Origin of the sequence: Variovorax sp. HW608, assembly GCF_900090195.1 — a bacterium.
In the GTDB taxonomy this organism is placed as follows: Bacteria; Pseudomonadota; Gammaproteobacteria; order Burkholderiales; family Burkholderiaceae_C; genus Variovorax.
In genome coordinates, this window is record NZ_LT607803.1 from 2,951,253 (window position 1) to 2,964,907 (window position 13,655).

Annotated in this window: 14 protein-coding genes; 5 read left to right on the forward strand and 9 right to left on the reverse strand. The window is 62.2% G+C overall.

What is annotated here, in order from left to right:
* Nucleotides 1-4: 4 nt before the first annotated feature.
* The 7 genes from VAR608DRAFT_RS13785 to VAR608DRAFT_RS13815 all read right to left on the reverse strand — a co-directional run bounded on the left by VAR608DRAFT_RS13785 (nucleotide 5) and on the right by VAR608DRAFT_RS13815 (nucleotide 5,605).
* A complete protein-coding gene (locus VAR608DRAFT_RS13785) occupies nucleotides 5-1,012 on the reverse strand; it encodes a zinc-dependent alcohol dehydrogenase family protein (protein ID WP_172843851.1) in 1,008 nt (335 codons plus the stop codon).
* 55 nt (nucleotides 1,013-1,067) lie between these two features.
* Nucleotides 1,068-1,565: a VOC family protein gene (locus VAR608DRAFT_RS13790; protein WP_088954569.1), complete on the reverse strand. Its 498-nt coding sequence runs from the start codon at nucleotides 1,563-1,565 to the stop codon at nucleotides 1,068-1,070.
* 19 nt (nucleotides 1,566-1,584) lie between these two features.
* Nucleotides 1,585-2,040 carry a nuclear transport factor 2 family protein gene (locus VAR608DRAFT_RS13795; protein WP_088954570.1) on the reverse strand — a complete coding sequence of 152 codons (456 nt, stop codon included), beginning with the start codon at nucleotides 2,038-2,040 and terminating at the stop codon, nucleotides 1,585-1,587.
* Between the two features lie 21 nt (nucleotides 2,041-2,061).
* The gene (locus VAR608DRAFT_RS13800; RefSeq protein ID WP_088958781.1) at nucleotides 2,062-2,820 is read right to left on the reverse strand and encodes an SDR family NAD(P)-dependent oxidoreductase; all 759 of its coding nucleotides are present in this window, start codon (nucleotides 2,818-2,820) and stop codon (nucleotides 2,062-2,064) included.
* 64 nt (nucleotides 2,821-2,884) lie between these two features.
* The gene (locus VAR608DRAFT_RS13805) at nucleotides 2,885-3,742 is read right to left on the reverse strand and encodes a CmcJ/NvfI family oxidoreductase (RefSeq protein WP_088954571.1); all 858 of its coding nucleotides are present in this window, start codon (nucleotides 3,740-3,742) and stop codon (nucleotides 2,885-2,887) included.
* Between the two features lie 15 nt (nucleotides 3,743-3,757).
* On the reverse strand, nucleotides 3,758-4,282 hold the full coding sequence (locus VAR608DRAFT_RS13810) for a cupin domain-containing protein (RefSeq protein ID WP_157730925.1): 525 nt from the start codon (nucleotides 4,280-4,282) through the stop codon (nucleotides 3,758-3,760).
* Nucleotides 4,283-4,375: 93 nt separating this feature from the next.
* Entirely contained in the window at nucleotides 4,376-5,605 is a 1,230-nt protein-coding gene (locus tag VAR608DRAFT_RS13815; protein WP_157730927.1) for an amidohydrolase family protein, read from the reverse strand.
* A gap of 337 nt (nucleotides 5,606-5,942) precedes the next feature.
* Between VAR608DRAFT_RS13815 and VAR608DRAFT_RS13820 the strand changes: the two genes are divergently transcribed.
* Genes VAR608DRAFT_RS13820 through VAR608DRAFT_RS13840 form a run of 5 tightly spaced genes read left to right on the forward strand, consistent with a single transcriptional unit; the run spans nucleotide 5,943 to nucleotide 10,477 of the window.
* A complete protein-coding gene (locus tag VAR608DRAFT_RS13820) occupies nucleotides 5,943-6,479 on the forward strand; it encodes an NADPH-dependent FMN reductase (protein WP_231973499.1) in 537 nt (178 codons plus the stop codon).
* 26 nt (nucleotides 6,480-6,505) lie between these two features.
* Entirely contained in the window at nucleotides 6,506-7,684 is a 1,179-nt protein-coding gene (locus VAR608DRAFT_RS13825; RefSeq protein WP_088954574.1) for an acyl-CoA dehydrogenase family protein, read from the forward strand.
* Nucleotides 7,685-7,744: 60 nt separating this feature from the next.
* Nucleotides 7,745-8,896, forward strand: coding sequence for an acyl-CoA dehydrogenase family protein (locus VAR608DRAFT_RS13830; protein WP_088954575.1), 1,152 nt, complete (start codon nucleotides 7,745-7,747; stop codon nucleotides 8,894-8,896).
* Complete coding sequence (locus tag VAR608DRAFT_RS13835; protein ID WP_157730929.1) at nucleotides 8,886-9,326, forward strand: Zn-ribbon domain-containing OB-fold protein; 441 nt, start codon at nucleotides 8,886-8,888, stop codon at nucleotides 9,324-9,326. Before VAR608DRAFT_RS13830 ends, VAR608DRAFT_RS13835 begins: the two co-directional genes overlap by 11 nt.
* Nucleotides 9,323-10,477, forward strand: coding sequence for a thiolase C-terminal domain-containing protein (locus VAR608DRAFT_RS13840; protein ID WP_088954577.1), 1,155 nt, complete (start codon nucleotides 9,323-9,325; stop codon nucleotides 10,475-10,477). Before VAR608DRAFT_RS13835 ends, VAR608DRAFT_RS13840 begins: the two co-directional genes overlap by 4 nt.
* 43 nt (nucleotides 10,478-10,520) lie before the next feature.
* Here the strand turns inward: VAR608DRAFT_RS13840 and VAR608DRAFT_RS38265 are convergent, their stop codons facing one another.
* Both VAR608DRAFT_RS38265 and VAR608DRAFT_RS13850 read right to left on the reverse strand, forming a co-directional pair.
* A complete protein-coding gene (locus VAR608DRAFT_RS38265; protein WP_269458552.1) occupies nucleotides 10,521-10,643 on the reverse strand; it encodes a hypothetical protein in 123 nt (40 codons plus the stop codon).
* Nucleotides 10,644-11,146: 503 nt separating this feature from the next.
* Nucleotides 11,147-13,633 (reverse strand): efflux RND transporter permease subunit, encoded by a 2,487-nt coding sequence (locus tag VAR608DRAFT_RS13850; protein WP_088954579.1) that lies wholly within the window; start codon nucleotides 13,631-13,633, stop codon nucleotides 11,147-11,149.
* Nucleotides 13,634-13,655: the final 22 nt, after the last annotated feature.

Consider the following 13,655-nt stretch of genomic DNA (forward strand, 5'->3'; position numbering starts at 1 on the left):
CTGTTCAGTGATCGATGGCGAGAGTCACCTTCCCAAAGTGGTGCTGCCCTTCCAGGTGAAGCAGCGCCTCGGGGAGGTCCGTCAACTGACGGCTGACCTCGACGATTGGGCGCAACCGCTGATGCGTGATTGCACGCATCATCGACTCGGCACAATCGCGGCTACCGCTCATGATGCCGTCGATATGTGCCTCCTTCGTCATGAGCGGATAGAGCGAGACCGAGGCGGCAAAGCCGCCAAGAACCCCGACTTGGGATATGTGCCCGCCGTTTGATAGCGCGATCACCGACTGCTCCAGGGTACCGGCGCCCACGACATCCACGACCAGCTCCATGCCCCGCCCCCCGCTCTGCTCGAGGATCGCTGCACCCCACTGCGGATTCGCCCGATAGTTCAGAACATGGTGAGCACCCAGTGCCTTCGCGCGTGCCAGCTTCTCGTCGTCCGAAGAGATCAAGAAGGTCTCTGCGCCCGCCGCGAGTGCGAACTGAAGGGCGAACAGCGAGACGCCGCCTGTGCCCTGGATCAGAACAGTGCTCCCTGGACGAAGGGTGACATGGCGTGTCACCGCGGCCCAAGCTGTCACAGCGGCGCAAGGCAGCGTCGAGGCCTCAGCGTCGGACAGGTGCGCCGGCACATGCAGCAGTTCCTGCTCCGATAGCACGAGGTACTCCGCCGCAACCCCGTCGCCGTGCCATCCGCGGTCGCGCGCGAACTTCTCCGTCGCAATGGTCCCGTCGATCCAGTCCGGGTAGTACGTGGGACAGACTCGATCGCCGACCTTGACCCGCCCGACGCCGACGCCTGTCTCGACCACTTCGCCAACCGCATCCGAAAGTGGAATGCATGGATACGTGACAGGTACCGAGCCCTTTGCAATCAGTAGATCGCGGTAGTTGAGGGATACCGCCTTCAGCTTCAACCGGACGTGCCCAAGCGGGACGTCCTTCTCACGCCTTTCAGCGAACCGTATCCCATCCAAGCCTGGGCCCACGAGTTCCATAACCTTCATTTTTTCTCCTGTTGATTGCGCGATCGGCCCAAGTCCGCCGAGACCAGCGGGTGAGCTACGCCGCCCGCAAGTCGGCCGGTGCATCGACGGCATGCTCCCAGATCTGAATCATGTTGCCGTCCTTGTCATAGAAGATGAAGGAACGGCCCATGTTTGCGCACGGCCACACGTAGTCGGTCTGGGTCCTATATCCGGCGGCACGAACCTTCTCAAAAAAGTCGTCAATGTCATCGAGCACCAAGCCAAGCTCGCGGATGCCGCTGTGGCCATACAGCAGCCGGTCCGGCGGCGTCTGCTGAACATGGGGCGTCTGAGGTTGCAGAAGCTCGATCATCGCCCCCTCCTTCGAGATCAAGACGGCGACCCTCGCGGTGGCGCCTGGCACCTTGTAGAGATCCTCCAGCAGTATCCTGGGCGCCATGACTGTGGGCCCGTATTCCTCCCCATCGGGAATGATCAAATCAGCCTTCAACGTGAAGCCCATGAGGTCACGCCACAGGCGGATCGCCTCCTCCATATCGGTCGTCACGATGCACATGTGATGGAAACGCATGACTTGCTCCTGACTCCCGCTAGATCAACCAACGCTCTTCGCTGCGAATGCGCGTGGTATGCGACTTGCTGAGCCTCCACACGTCCCCGACCTTGACGTACCGATCGTGGTAGTGGCCCCAGCCTTCGAAGACGCAGGTCGGCAGCATGACCACATCGTGCAGAGCCCATATCCCGACCGCCGTATCGGGACCCGTCATCGTGATCTCGCTGGAATGGACGTGGTGGATGGTTGTGCAGTCAACCAGCATGGTTCTGAACAGTCGTATGAAGTTCTCGCGCCCCTTCACGCTGCCACTGATCGGCCCATCCTTGTGCATCCGCGGCATGGAGTCGAAGTGCGCCTCATAGTCGTCGGTGAATAGCTCCCCGAGTTCATCCCACTGCTTGGTGTCCCCGAATCGAACGTAGCGTGCCTTGAGTTGCCTTATCGCCTCGATCTCCTGAAGTTCTCGAATGCCTTGCTGTTCCGCCATGGTCGCTCTCTCTCTTGGTGATCAAATCGATAGTCCGCCGTCGATAGGCAGATCAATACCTGTGATGAAACTCGCCTCGTCCGAGGCCAGGAACACGCAGCCATGCGCAATCTCTCCAGGTTCGCCCCAACGCTGCATCGGCCCCATGCTCGCTGCTGCGAACGCCTGAGCGCTGGCATCCCGGGTGGATCCCGGCGTTCTGATGAGTCCCGGATGCAGCACGTTCACTCGGATTCGGTCGGAGGCCAGGGCAAGCGCAGTGGACTTCGTGAGCTGGCGTACCGCCCCCTTGGAAGCGTGATAGGCGGCGTAGCTGGGCCCGCCGCGCAGCGCGAACAGAGACCCGATATTGATGATGGAGCCTCCGCCGCGCGCGCGCAGGTGCGGAACCGAGTACTTCGTCGCCAGGTACGCGCCCTTGACATTGATGTCGAGGATCCGATCCCATTCTTCCTCGCTCGTCTCTTCGGCCGTCTTGCCGATGCCGACGCCCGCATTGTTGACCAGCACATCCAGGCCTCCATATGTGGCAACGGCTCGGTCCACCAGTGCTTTGACCTCGGCCTCCTGGCGCACATCGGCCTTCACGAAGAAAGCATGGCCACCTTCCGCCCGGATGGAATCGCTCACAGCCTCCCCGGCGCGGGAATCAACGTCGGCAACAACCATCCGGGCCCCTTCGCGCGCAAACACCCGCGCAATGCCTTCCCCGATTCCCGAACCACCGCCGGTGACGATCGCCACTTTGCCCTTCAGTCTCTCAAGACTCACTGTCGACATCTGTCCCTCCCGGGAGAATAAAGAGAACACTCTCTCACTTGCAAGTCTCCTTTGCTGTCTCTGCCTACAGCCAGTACGCAAAGAACCGCGCTTCAATGCTCTCGCGCGGCACAGCGTCGGGATGCCTGGCCGTGTCGTTGAAACTGCTGTGCATCACCGTCTGGTCGTCGTTGAACTTACTGTCGTAAGTCTTGAACAGGAGCAGCTCGTTCGCGCGCATGTTCGAGAAGTAGTACCACTTGTTGCTCCGGTCGTGGAGTGCGAGCCGCGTCTCGACCGAAGGACCCTCGCCCTCCAGGCCGGTCACGTTGTCCATGACGACATACTTGCCGCTCTTCACGCTGAAGCCGTCCGCCAGTGCCAGTGGGAAGTCCTGCGGCGGCGGTGACACGGCGCGCCATGCGTTGTACAGGGCAACCCGGCGATACGGGGGAACTGTCACCCCCTCGGCCTGCTGGACATAGCTCGCCCATTGGAGGAATGTCTCGCGGGTCACATCCGCATGCACAAAGCCGGCCGGTCGCGTCGTTTCGTCCCCGGTCTCGCCGGGCGCACGCTGGGACAGCCGGACCTGACAATAGGCCCGGTACGGAAGGACGACATCAGCGCCAGTGAGCTGCTTGACCAAAGGCCCAATCTCATCGTGGTAGACGCCTTCCAGCTGCTTGGCGTCGCGAAGATGCGAAACGCTGCTGTGGTGGTCCACCAGAACGAACCCCTCCCGGTCCAGGTCCAGTCGGTCCCGGATCGGTCGGGCATCCCGGATCTCCACCTCATGGGCCTCCAGCGGCCGGTGGGTCTTGGCCGGGTCGATCAGATTCGACGTTGCGCGCGGAATGTCCTGGCTGAAGTTCAGTTTGCCAAGAACGATAGGAAGATCGATCTCTTTCTCTTGATTTGGAAGTATTGCAGTGCCGGTCATTCGGAGTCTCCTTCTTTAGTTGTCCTGCTGCTGCCACCGGCTCTTCCAGCCTGGCGGCGGCGGCGCGATGTGATCGGCCGCGTTGTTGGCCTTGGCCATCTCGTAGGCGGCCTGACACCCGACGATGACCGACAGGTCCGGCCCACCATCGGGCCTGACGCCGCAGAGCCCACCGAAAATAATAGAGAACTGCAGCACATCGTCTTTGCCGATCGTGGCGCTGTGCGCGATGGCTGCACCTTCGCCGATGTAGTTCTCGGCGAAGATGTGGCCGTACTCGTACTCGAAATCACCGGTCATGATGTAGCCCTGCGCCTCCTCGAGGTGATAGTGCGGCTCGACCGCCATCCCACCGGGAACGTTCAAGATCATCACGAGCATCTCGCGGCGCCAGTCCACTGCCAGCAGCTTGAACACCGGGCCGTCTGGGGTGCCGACGAGATTGAAGGGCGTCCACGGCAACCTGTTCACACGCACGACGTGTGCACCATCGGGAAAGTGTCCGCCCTTGTGGTCGGGTAGCCTTTCGATGGTCTTCAATCGTTCATCGATCGATAGCATTTTGGAAACTCCTCATGTGGTTGGTAGTCAGTAGCGAAACGTGCGCAGCGCAACGAGCTTGCCGCCACTCCTTCAGTCCGGAAGCAGCGCCCGGCCGTTGTCAACAAACACTTTCCTCAGGATCTCCTGGCTCTTGCCCTCCAGGCTCCTGACGAAGCTCCCCATCGGGTCCTTGCCGCCCTCGTGATGAGGAAAGTCACTGGCGTAGCAGAACACGTCCTCGAAGCCATAGCGATCGATGTAAGTGCCGACCGGCTCGAAGTCGAAACACGCGACGCGAAGGTTACGCCGTACATACTCTGAAGGCTTGAGCTTCAGTTTGGTGTGCGACTGCGACGATGGAAAGGGCGTGCGGCCATAGAAGCGATCCATGTTTTCCGCAAGCGGCCCCACCCAGTGGCCGGTGAATTCCGCGCATCCGAAAACAAGACCGGGATGCCGATCAAACACGCCTCCCAGCACCATCGTCATCACGTAGTTCTGGATCTGCAGGTGAATATTCGTCAGAGTCCACGGATCGAGCGAGAACTCCGCACCGAGCATCCACCCCTTGAATGCCGGGGCGTTGCGCCACTCGAGTGTGGAAAGAAGCTTTTCGCTGATCGAGATATGGCCCACGATGGGGCATTTGGCTGCTGCCAGCAGAGACCACAAGGGGTCGAGTCGCGGGCTCGCCGGCGATACGCCGCCGGGAGGCTCGTCCGTAGCGAGCATGAAGAGACGCACGCCTTTGCCCACCAGTTCCTTGGCCTTCTCGTACATCGCCTCCGGCGTCTCATCGATCAGCAGCGCCGTCGGACGCACCCGATCCTGTTCGCGCGAGACGCGCGCGCACCAGTCGTTGTAGATGTTCATCAGCCGGTAGGCGTAGGCCTTGCGATCACCGGTGATCGATCGAAACACGCTCGGGTCGTCCGCCTTGTTGTAGAGTGCGTGGGCGTAGATAGGTGCAATGCCCGGATACATGATCTGGCGATGGACACCGGTGAAGTCCATCACCTCGATGCGTCGCTTGATGTCATAGGAACCGGGCGCCTTCTCCATCTTGACTTTCCAGACGGACTCCACCGTGATTTCCGTGTCGTCGCCGTCGAGGTCCGGATGTTGGATGATCGCCTCACCCTCATTGCCGGCGTTCAGCAACGCAGCAGCGAGCGGCTGGACTTCCGCGCCGTACGTATCTCCCCAACGCTTGATCGGCATGGCCTCGTGCCCGTCTGTATCGTTGATCAAGCCTGCGAATGACGCGATGGGGTCGGGCAGTTGGTATTTCGTGGACGTCGCTTGCGTAGTGTCTGGCATGTCTATCTCCTTCATTCACTTCACCGGATCGGTGTGCATCTCGGACCCGAGGTTAGAGTCGGCTATGCCCACCACACAAGCACGTACGAGAAAGTGGGCCACTCACCTCCATGTGCGTGAAGGGCGACCGACCTCCATCATCTCGTCGAGTCCATAGGGGTGAGTGCGCAACGCACCTTCGGGTGCGTACTTGAGGTCCAAGGCCGGATGCCTTCAACTCCATTCCGAAATGGACACACGACTGATGCAGCACATTCCACATCGCGCGAGGCAGGGAACGTTTGTTCCTTTGATTGTCGGGATAGGGGGCACGGCGAGGGCCGGCTCAACAACGGAGGTGGCCCTGCGCTTTGCGCTGGATGCGGCGCAGCGCGCGGGCGCCCAGACCGCGATCGTGGCCGGGCCCCTGCTGGAGTTCCCGATGTACTCGCAGGACAGGACGGAGCGTTGCTCCAGCGCGAGCGAAATGATCTCTCTGCTGCGCCGATGTCACGGGGTCATCGTCGCGTCGCCTGGCTATCACGGCTCGGTATCGGGCCTCATCAAGAATGCGCTGGACTACGTTGAAGACATGCGCGAGGACGAAGCGGCGTACCTGGACGGTCGTGCGGTGGGCTGCGTAGCCTGCGCTTTCGGATGGCAGGCCACCGGCAGCACGCTGGCCGCGTTGCGATCGATCGTGCATGCGCTTCGCGGCTGGCCGACGCCCGTTGGCGTGGCAGTCAACAGCAGTTCGCAGATCTTCGACACCGAGGGCAACTGCCTGGACAGCGCGATCAGCAAGCAACTGCAGCTGATGGCCAGACAGGTCGTCGAGTTCGCACGCATGCGTGATGGGGCGGGCGAGTACGAGAAGCTTGTGATCAATAACTGAGGCTGCACCAGAAAGCCAATAACACGATGACCACGCAACCCGACACCCTGGAAAGCATCGATCCGGCTCAATTCCGCGCTGAAGTACGTGCGTTTCTCGATCAGGCTTTGACCCCCCAATTGCGGCAGGCCGGATCCGGGCAGATCGGTGTCTTCTCGCCACCCGAGATTGGGCGCCTGTGGCACCGCAGACTTTACGAGCGCGGTTGGATCACGCCCACGTGGCCCTTGGAGCACGGAGGCCGAGGCTGGGGGCCGCAGCAGAGATTGATCTTCGAGCAGGAGTGTGCGTTAGCGAACGCGCCCACGCTATCGTCGGCAGGCCTGCTTATGCTCGGGCCCCTGCTCATCCACTTCGGCACGGCGGAACAGAAGGCGCGCTTCCTGCCGCGCCTGCGATCGGGAGAAGACTATTGGTGTCAGGGCTACTCGGAGCCCGGCGCCGGCTCGGATCTTGCGGCACTGCGTTGCCGCGCCCGCCGTGAGGGCGACGACTACATCATCGACGGCACCAAGATATGGACCACGCACGCCCATTGCGCAGACTGGATATTCGTGCTTGTGCGCACCTCGACGCATGAGCGCCCGCAGCAGGGCATCAGCTTCCTTCTGGTCGACCTGCGCTCGCCGGGAGTGACGGTCGAGCCGATCATCAGCATGTCCGGCGAGCACGAGGTCAATCAGGTCTTCTTCGACGGCGTGCGAACTGCAGCGGCCAACCGAATCGGCGAAGAGGGCGACGGCTGGACCATCGCCAAGCGTCTGCTCGAATTCGAGCGCAGTGGCGTCTACGGCCCGCGCGTCCGTCGAATGCTGGCTCATGCGCGACGGCTCACCCAGAAAGACGGGCGGCGCTGGCGAGATGCGGACTTTCGTCGCCGCTTTGCGGAAATCGCTATCGAGTGCGATGCACTCGAGGCCGGCGAGCTGCGCATCCTGCTCGGAAGCGAAGCAAAGAGCAGCGGGGTGACGACCTCCCTCCTCAAGCTGGCCGGCACCGAGACGCTCCAGCGCGCGACCGAACTGTGCGTCCTGGCGGGAGGTCCCGGTTCGATGTACGCGCACGATCCCACGAGGCGGGATGGGACAGCTCACGAGGCAACGGTGGCGATGGCGCGGTACCTGAACACGCGGGCCGCCACGATTTACGGTGGATCCAGCGAGGTCCAGCGGAACATCCTCGCAAAGATTGCGTTGGACCTGTAACGCTGAGGCGAACGTGGGAATCGGCAAATTGGGCATGGCAATGTCGACACAGGGATCGATATGGATGGCACACTGAGTGATGAGCAGCGCATGCTGCGCGAAATGGTGGAGCGGCTGGCCGCCGAGCGTCATGGGCTTGACGTCCGGCGCACAGCCATCCTCCACGAACAGGGCTTTCATCGTCCGTTCTGGGAGGAACTCGGGCAACTGGGAATCCTTGGCGCGACATTGCCCGAGGGATGCGGCGGTTCAGGCGCGGATCCAGCGGCTGCAATGATGGTCATGTCGGCGTTCGGCAAGAACCTCGTGATCGCACCCTACGTCTCGACGGTGATTTGCGCGGCCGCACTTCTCGCCCGGGTTGGTACGACTGCTCAGCAAGAGCGGTATCTTCCAGCTGTCATCGGCGGCACCAGCGTCATCGCGTTCGCATGTGACGTCGCGAATGACGCTGCTCACATCAATGCACTCCAAGCGTCGGCCTGGCCGACCGCGGGTGGATTCGAAATCGAGGCGCACAAGACGGCTGTCGTGGGCGGGATTTGGAGCGACCACGTCATCGTCATTGCGAAGATAGAAGCCGAGGGTGGTGCAATCGGTGCTTTCATCCTGCCTGTCGATGCACCCGGTCTCGGGATGCGCCACGCTCGAACCATCGATGGTGGCAGCGCCTCGACGATACATCTGCACAAGGCATTCGTACCGGACAGCGCCCGGATAGGCGGGCGCCACGATCTTCGGGAAGCGATCGAGCGTATCTGCGACGAAGCGACCGCTATGCTCTGCGCGGACGCGGCTGGATCGATGGACGCCCTCCTGCGCGCTACAGTCGAGTACGCGCGCACACGCAAGCAGTTCGGCAAACCGATCGGTTCGTTTCAGGCGTTGCAGCACCGCATGGTGGACATGCTGCTGGCGTGCGAGCAGGCTTCATCCATCACGCAGCGAGCCGTATCGACGCTCGATGGTGATCCGGCCGAGCGGCGGTCCGCGGTTTCCGCAGCGAAGGCACTCGTCGGGAAGGCCGGCCGGATGGTGGCTCAGGCGGCCGTTCAGATACACGGCGGCATCGGAATCACCGATGAGTTGGACGTAAGTCACCACTTCCGCCGCATCGAAATGATCAATCTCCAGTACGGCACGGTCGATCAGCATCTGCAGCGCTATGCCGAACTGCTCGACGCACAAGGGAGTTCCAGCCATGTCCGCTGAGCCGATTCGGAGTGCGGAGGTACCGGTCGTGCCGTTCCTGGTTATTGGCGCCGATGCCAGCGCCCACCTGGTCGGTTCGCGCTGCCAGGGCTGCGGCGCCACCATTCCCGGAAAGCGCAGCGTGTGCATGGCGTGCGGCGCCCGCTCCGGCCTCTCGCCGGTTCGGCTCGCCGAGCGGGGGCGCCTGTACAGCTACACCGTTGTACATCGCAGCTTCCCCGGCGTGAAGACACCCTTTGTCGCGGCCATCGTCAACCTGGACGGTGGCGGAACCCTGAAGGGCACGCTTCTGGGGGTTGCGCCCGATCCTCAGGCCTTGCCCTACGACATGCCTGTGAAAGTCGTCTACCGGGAATCGGGTCAAAAGGCGGCCAGCGGCTCCCCCTTCTTGGCCTACTACTTCGTCCCGTCAACCGGAGATCAAACATGACCGAAGCCTATATCGTCGGGATCGACATGATCGCATTTGGGCGCTACCCGGGGCGCACCGTGGCCGAGCTCGGCGCGGAAGCCGCGCTGCTTGCCTTGGACGACGCTGGCCTCGGAATTCGAGACATGCAGGCACTTTATTGCGGCAACCTTCTGGAAGCGCATCTGATGCTGGGCCAGCGCATCCTCCGGGAGATCGGGCTCACCGGAATCCCGGTGATCAACACCGCCAATGCCTGCGCCACCGGTGCTACTGCGTTTCGCGAAGGTCTCATTGCAGTGAAGGCCGGGCTCCACGAACTAGTGCTTGTCGTCGGCGTGGAGCAGATGGGCCGCGGCCTGCTGGGCGGAAGTTCCCGCCCGGATGGCTTCGTCGAGGAAGGTGTCCTCGGATCGAGCACCATGCCTGCCATGTTCGCTCAGATCGGCGTCGAGCATGCGCGCAAGTACGGCACCACCTTCGAGCAGTTCGCCAAGGTGGCGGTCAAGAATCACCATCACTCGACAATGAACCCCAAGGCCATGAGCCGGCGCGAGACTTTGCTGCGAGAGGTGATGGAGTCGGAAATGATCTCGTGGCCCAACACGAAGTTGATGTGCTCGATCAACGTGGACGGGGCGGCGGCCGCCGTGATCGCCTCGAGGTCAGTGGCACAACGCCTCGGTCTTCTGGGCCGGGCAGTGCGAGTGCGGGCCTCGGAGATGACTTCCGGACCGTACACCCCACAGGAATTCGCCATCCCTGATTTCAATCAGGTCACCCGCAACTGCGCGCGTGCCGCCTACGAAGGGGCAGGCATAGGGCCGGATGACCTGGACCTGGTCGAGCTTCATGACTGCTTCGCCACGGCTGAGCTGATCCACTACGAAAACCTCGGCCTGTGCCCGGATGGAGACGCGGGCCGAATGATCGACGCCGGCGAGACTGCGCTGGGAGGGCGCATCCCAGTCAACGTATCAGGCGGTCTGCTGTCGAAGGGCCATCCGCTCGGTGCCACGGGCATCGCCAACCTCTACGAGGTTGCGACGCACCTGCGAGGCTCGGCAGGGACACGGCAAGTGGAAGCCGCTCGCATCGGCCTGACGCATGTCGTCGGCGGCTCGCCCGGACGCGGGTCGGCCTGCGTGGTCCACATTCTCGAGAAGGCTTGAGTCCCGCATCCCTGGGACTCAGCGGCGCTTCACTCGCGCCAATTCAAGGCGAGCACGAAGCCCCGCCGGCGCACGAGATGCTTTGGTTGCTGGAGATCAGGCCGTAGGCCAGCCCGGTGCAGGCATGGCCGTCGTCCGTCACGACGTAGGCGTCCGGTGAAGTCAACTTGACGCCGGCCTCTGTTTCGAACCCCGCCAGAGTCAGTCGGTTGCGGTCCCTGCATGCCATCGGTGCGGCAGTCGTCGATCCGGTGCGTGAGCAGCGCGCTGGAGGACACCTTCAGGTACGCATAGCGCCGAGAGGTCCAAGCGCATGACCGCCGCGGCGCGCTCGCCTGCTCGCATGTGTTGGCGCAGCAGGGCGAAAGACCAAGGACATTGTCCGCAAGGTCAAGCGGATGCCCATCTCTCGTTCAGCGACCTCGCGCGGCGCACGGCTTGTCGCACAACACTGCGAAGAAATGGGTCAAGGCACCCGCGAAGATCGAGTCGCGATACCAGGAATATGCAGGCAGCTACCGCCGGCTGCCCGACTTCAATCGGGCTTGGCGGTAAGGGAAAGGCCAGTGCGACAGACAAGGCGTTCGTGCCGCTCGCGTCCCCGAGGTCAGTTCACTCGACAGGTTCAGGGAAATGCGTCCTTCTTCGGGGGTACGAGACGATGGGCTGCTACGACATCGCCTCGGTAGCCGCCGGGCATGCTCGAGCTTCGAGCACGGGGGGATCGGAAGCTCGCGCCTTGGAGCTTGAACCGACGCGAGGCAAAAGGAAATGCGACAACGCCGGGATCAGAATCAGCGCGCCGATCATGTTCCAAAGAAACATGAACGTCAGCATGATGCCCATGTCCGCCTGGAACTTGATCGGGGACCAGGCCCAGGTCACCACGCCGGCGGCGAGCGTGATCCCCACCAGTCCGACCACCTTTCCAGTGAATGCAATCGCCCGCCGATATGCCTCTAGCAGGGTCAGACCTTCGCGCTGCTGAGCAAGTTGGATGCTCAGCAGATAGAGTGCATAGTCCACCCCGATGCCCACCCCCAGTGCCACAACCGGCAAGGTGGCGACCTTCAGGCCAATACCAAGCTTGACCATGAGTGCCTCTGCCAGAACCGACGTCAGCACCAGTGGCAATACCGCCACTACCACCGCGCGCCAGGTGCGGAAGGTGACGGCGCACAGCAGGATGACCGCTGCGTACACGTAGAGAAGCATCCTGGCATTCGCGTCCCGAACCACGATATTGGTTGCCGCCTCGACGCCGGCGTTGCCCGCTGCCAGCAAGAACTGACGCCCCTGAGTGTCGTGCTCCGCCGCGAATTGCCGTGCCACCTCCGTGACCCGATTGAGGGTTTCTGCCTTGTGATCGGACAGGTAGGCGAGCACCGGCAACATCGAACAAGCGCTGTTGAGGTACTCCGAGCTCCAGTTCAAGGCATTGGAGATCTGCGTGTCGAGGATCCGTTGATCGACATCGACCGTCATCCACTTCGGATTGCCCTCGAAACTGCCCACGACATACGATCTCACCGTATCCGCCAAAGAGACGGTGCGCTGTACACCGGGAACCTGGGCCAGCGCCCAGCTCAAGCGATCCGCTTCAATCAGCGTCTCGCGGGTGCTGCACTGGTCGGGCGCCGTCTTCACCATCACCGCGAACACGTCGCTCGATACGCCGTAATGCGAGGTGATGTAGGCATTGTCCCGGTTGTAGCGCGAGTCCGCCCTCAGCTCCGGTGCCCCGGCCTCCAGGTCGCCAATCTGGACGTCCCTGCTCACCACCAGGCCAACGACGCCCATGACCAAGGCACCGGAGATGGCCACTGCCGCAAAGCGAAGCTGGGTGAACTTCTCGATCGCAATCCAAAGCCTGCCCAGTCGTCTGCCATCGACCTCGGCCGCGTCCTCGCGCAGACTGCGCAGCGCAGCCGTCTGGCTGACGCCGACATAGGACAGCAAGACAGGCAGCAGAATGAGATTGGTCAGGATGAGCATGCCCACTCCGAGACTTGCACCAAGGGCAAGATCCCGGATCGCGGGGATATCGATGACCATCAGAACCGCAAAGCCTACGGCGTCCGCCAGCAAGGCGGTCAGGCCAGGGAGAAAGAGCCGTCGAAACGTGTACCGTGCCGCCACCAGGCGATGTGTCCCCCTTCCGATGTCCTGCATCACTCCGTTCATCTTCTGTGCTCCATGGCTGACGCCAATGGCAAACACGAGAAACGGCACCAGGATCGAAAACGGGTCGAGCACCTGGCCAAAGAGCGCGATCACGCCGAGCTGCCACACGACAGCGATCAACGAGCATGTCAACACCAATGCGGTGCTTCGGATGCATCGCGTGAAGGACAGCAGGATTGCGGCGACAACCAGCGCGGCAGCCACGAAGAACCACATGACCTTGTTCAGACCATCGATGAGCGTGCCCACAAGGGCGGCAAAGCCGGTGACGTAAATGCGCGCGCCTGTCCCTGTGGATCCGGGTCCCTCGTGTTCGCTTCGGATACGCTTCAGGCCATCCCAGAACTCCTTGTATCCACCCTTTTGCGCCGACTCAGCGCTTTGCGGCAGAAGCGGCACCACGATCGTCCCCGAGCGAAAGTCGTCCGCCACGAGGCTTCCGACCACGCCGGCGCGACCGATGTTCAGGCGCAGCTCGTCGATCGCCTTCGGCGTCCCATCGAATCGGGCCGGCATGACAGGGCCACCCACGAAGCCCTCCTCGGTCACCTCAGTCCACCTCACGACGGGTGTCCAGATGGATTTCATCCATGCCCGATCGACCCCGGGGAGCAGGAAGACTTCATCATTGATCTTGGCAAACTGCTCGAGAAACCCCTTGTCGAACAGATCACCACTGGGGTTCTCAACGACGATGCGCACCGAATCACCGAGGCCGCGCAGCTCGGCTCGGTTCTTCAGATAATTCTGGATGTACGGATGGGACTGCGGCAGCATCCTCTCGAAGCTCGCCCCGAGCATCAGCCCTCTGAACTGCAGCGCGAGAACCGCGCTCAACATCAGGCACGCCAGCATGACCCACGCGCGGTGGTTGAAGATCAACCTCTCCAAGCGATTGCCGGATCCAGGGTCGAAGTCCGCCAGGTTGGCGGTGACCGGCATTTGAGCCGCATTTCCGGTGACTGCTTCCATAATCCCTTTCCAATCGAGATCG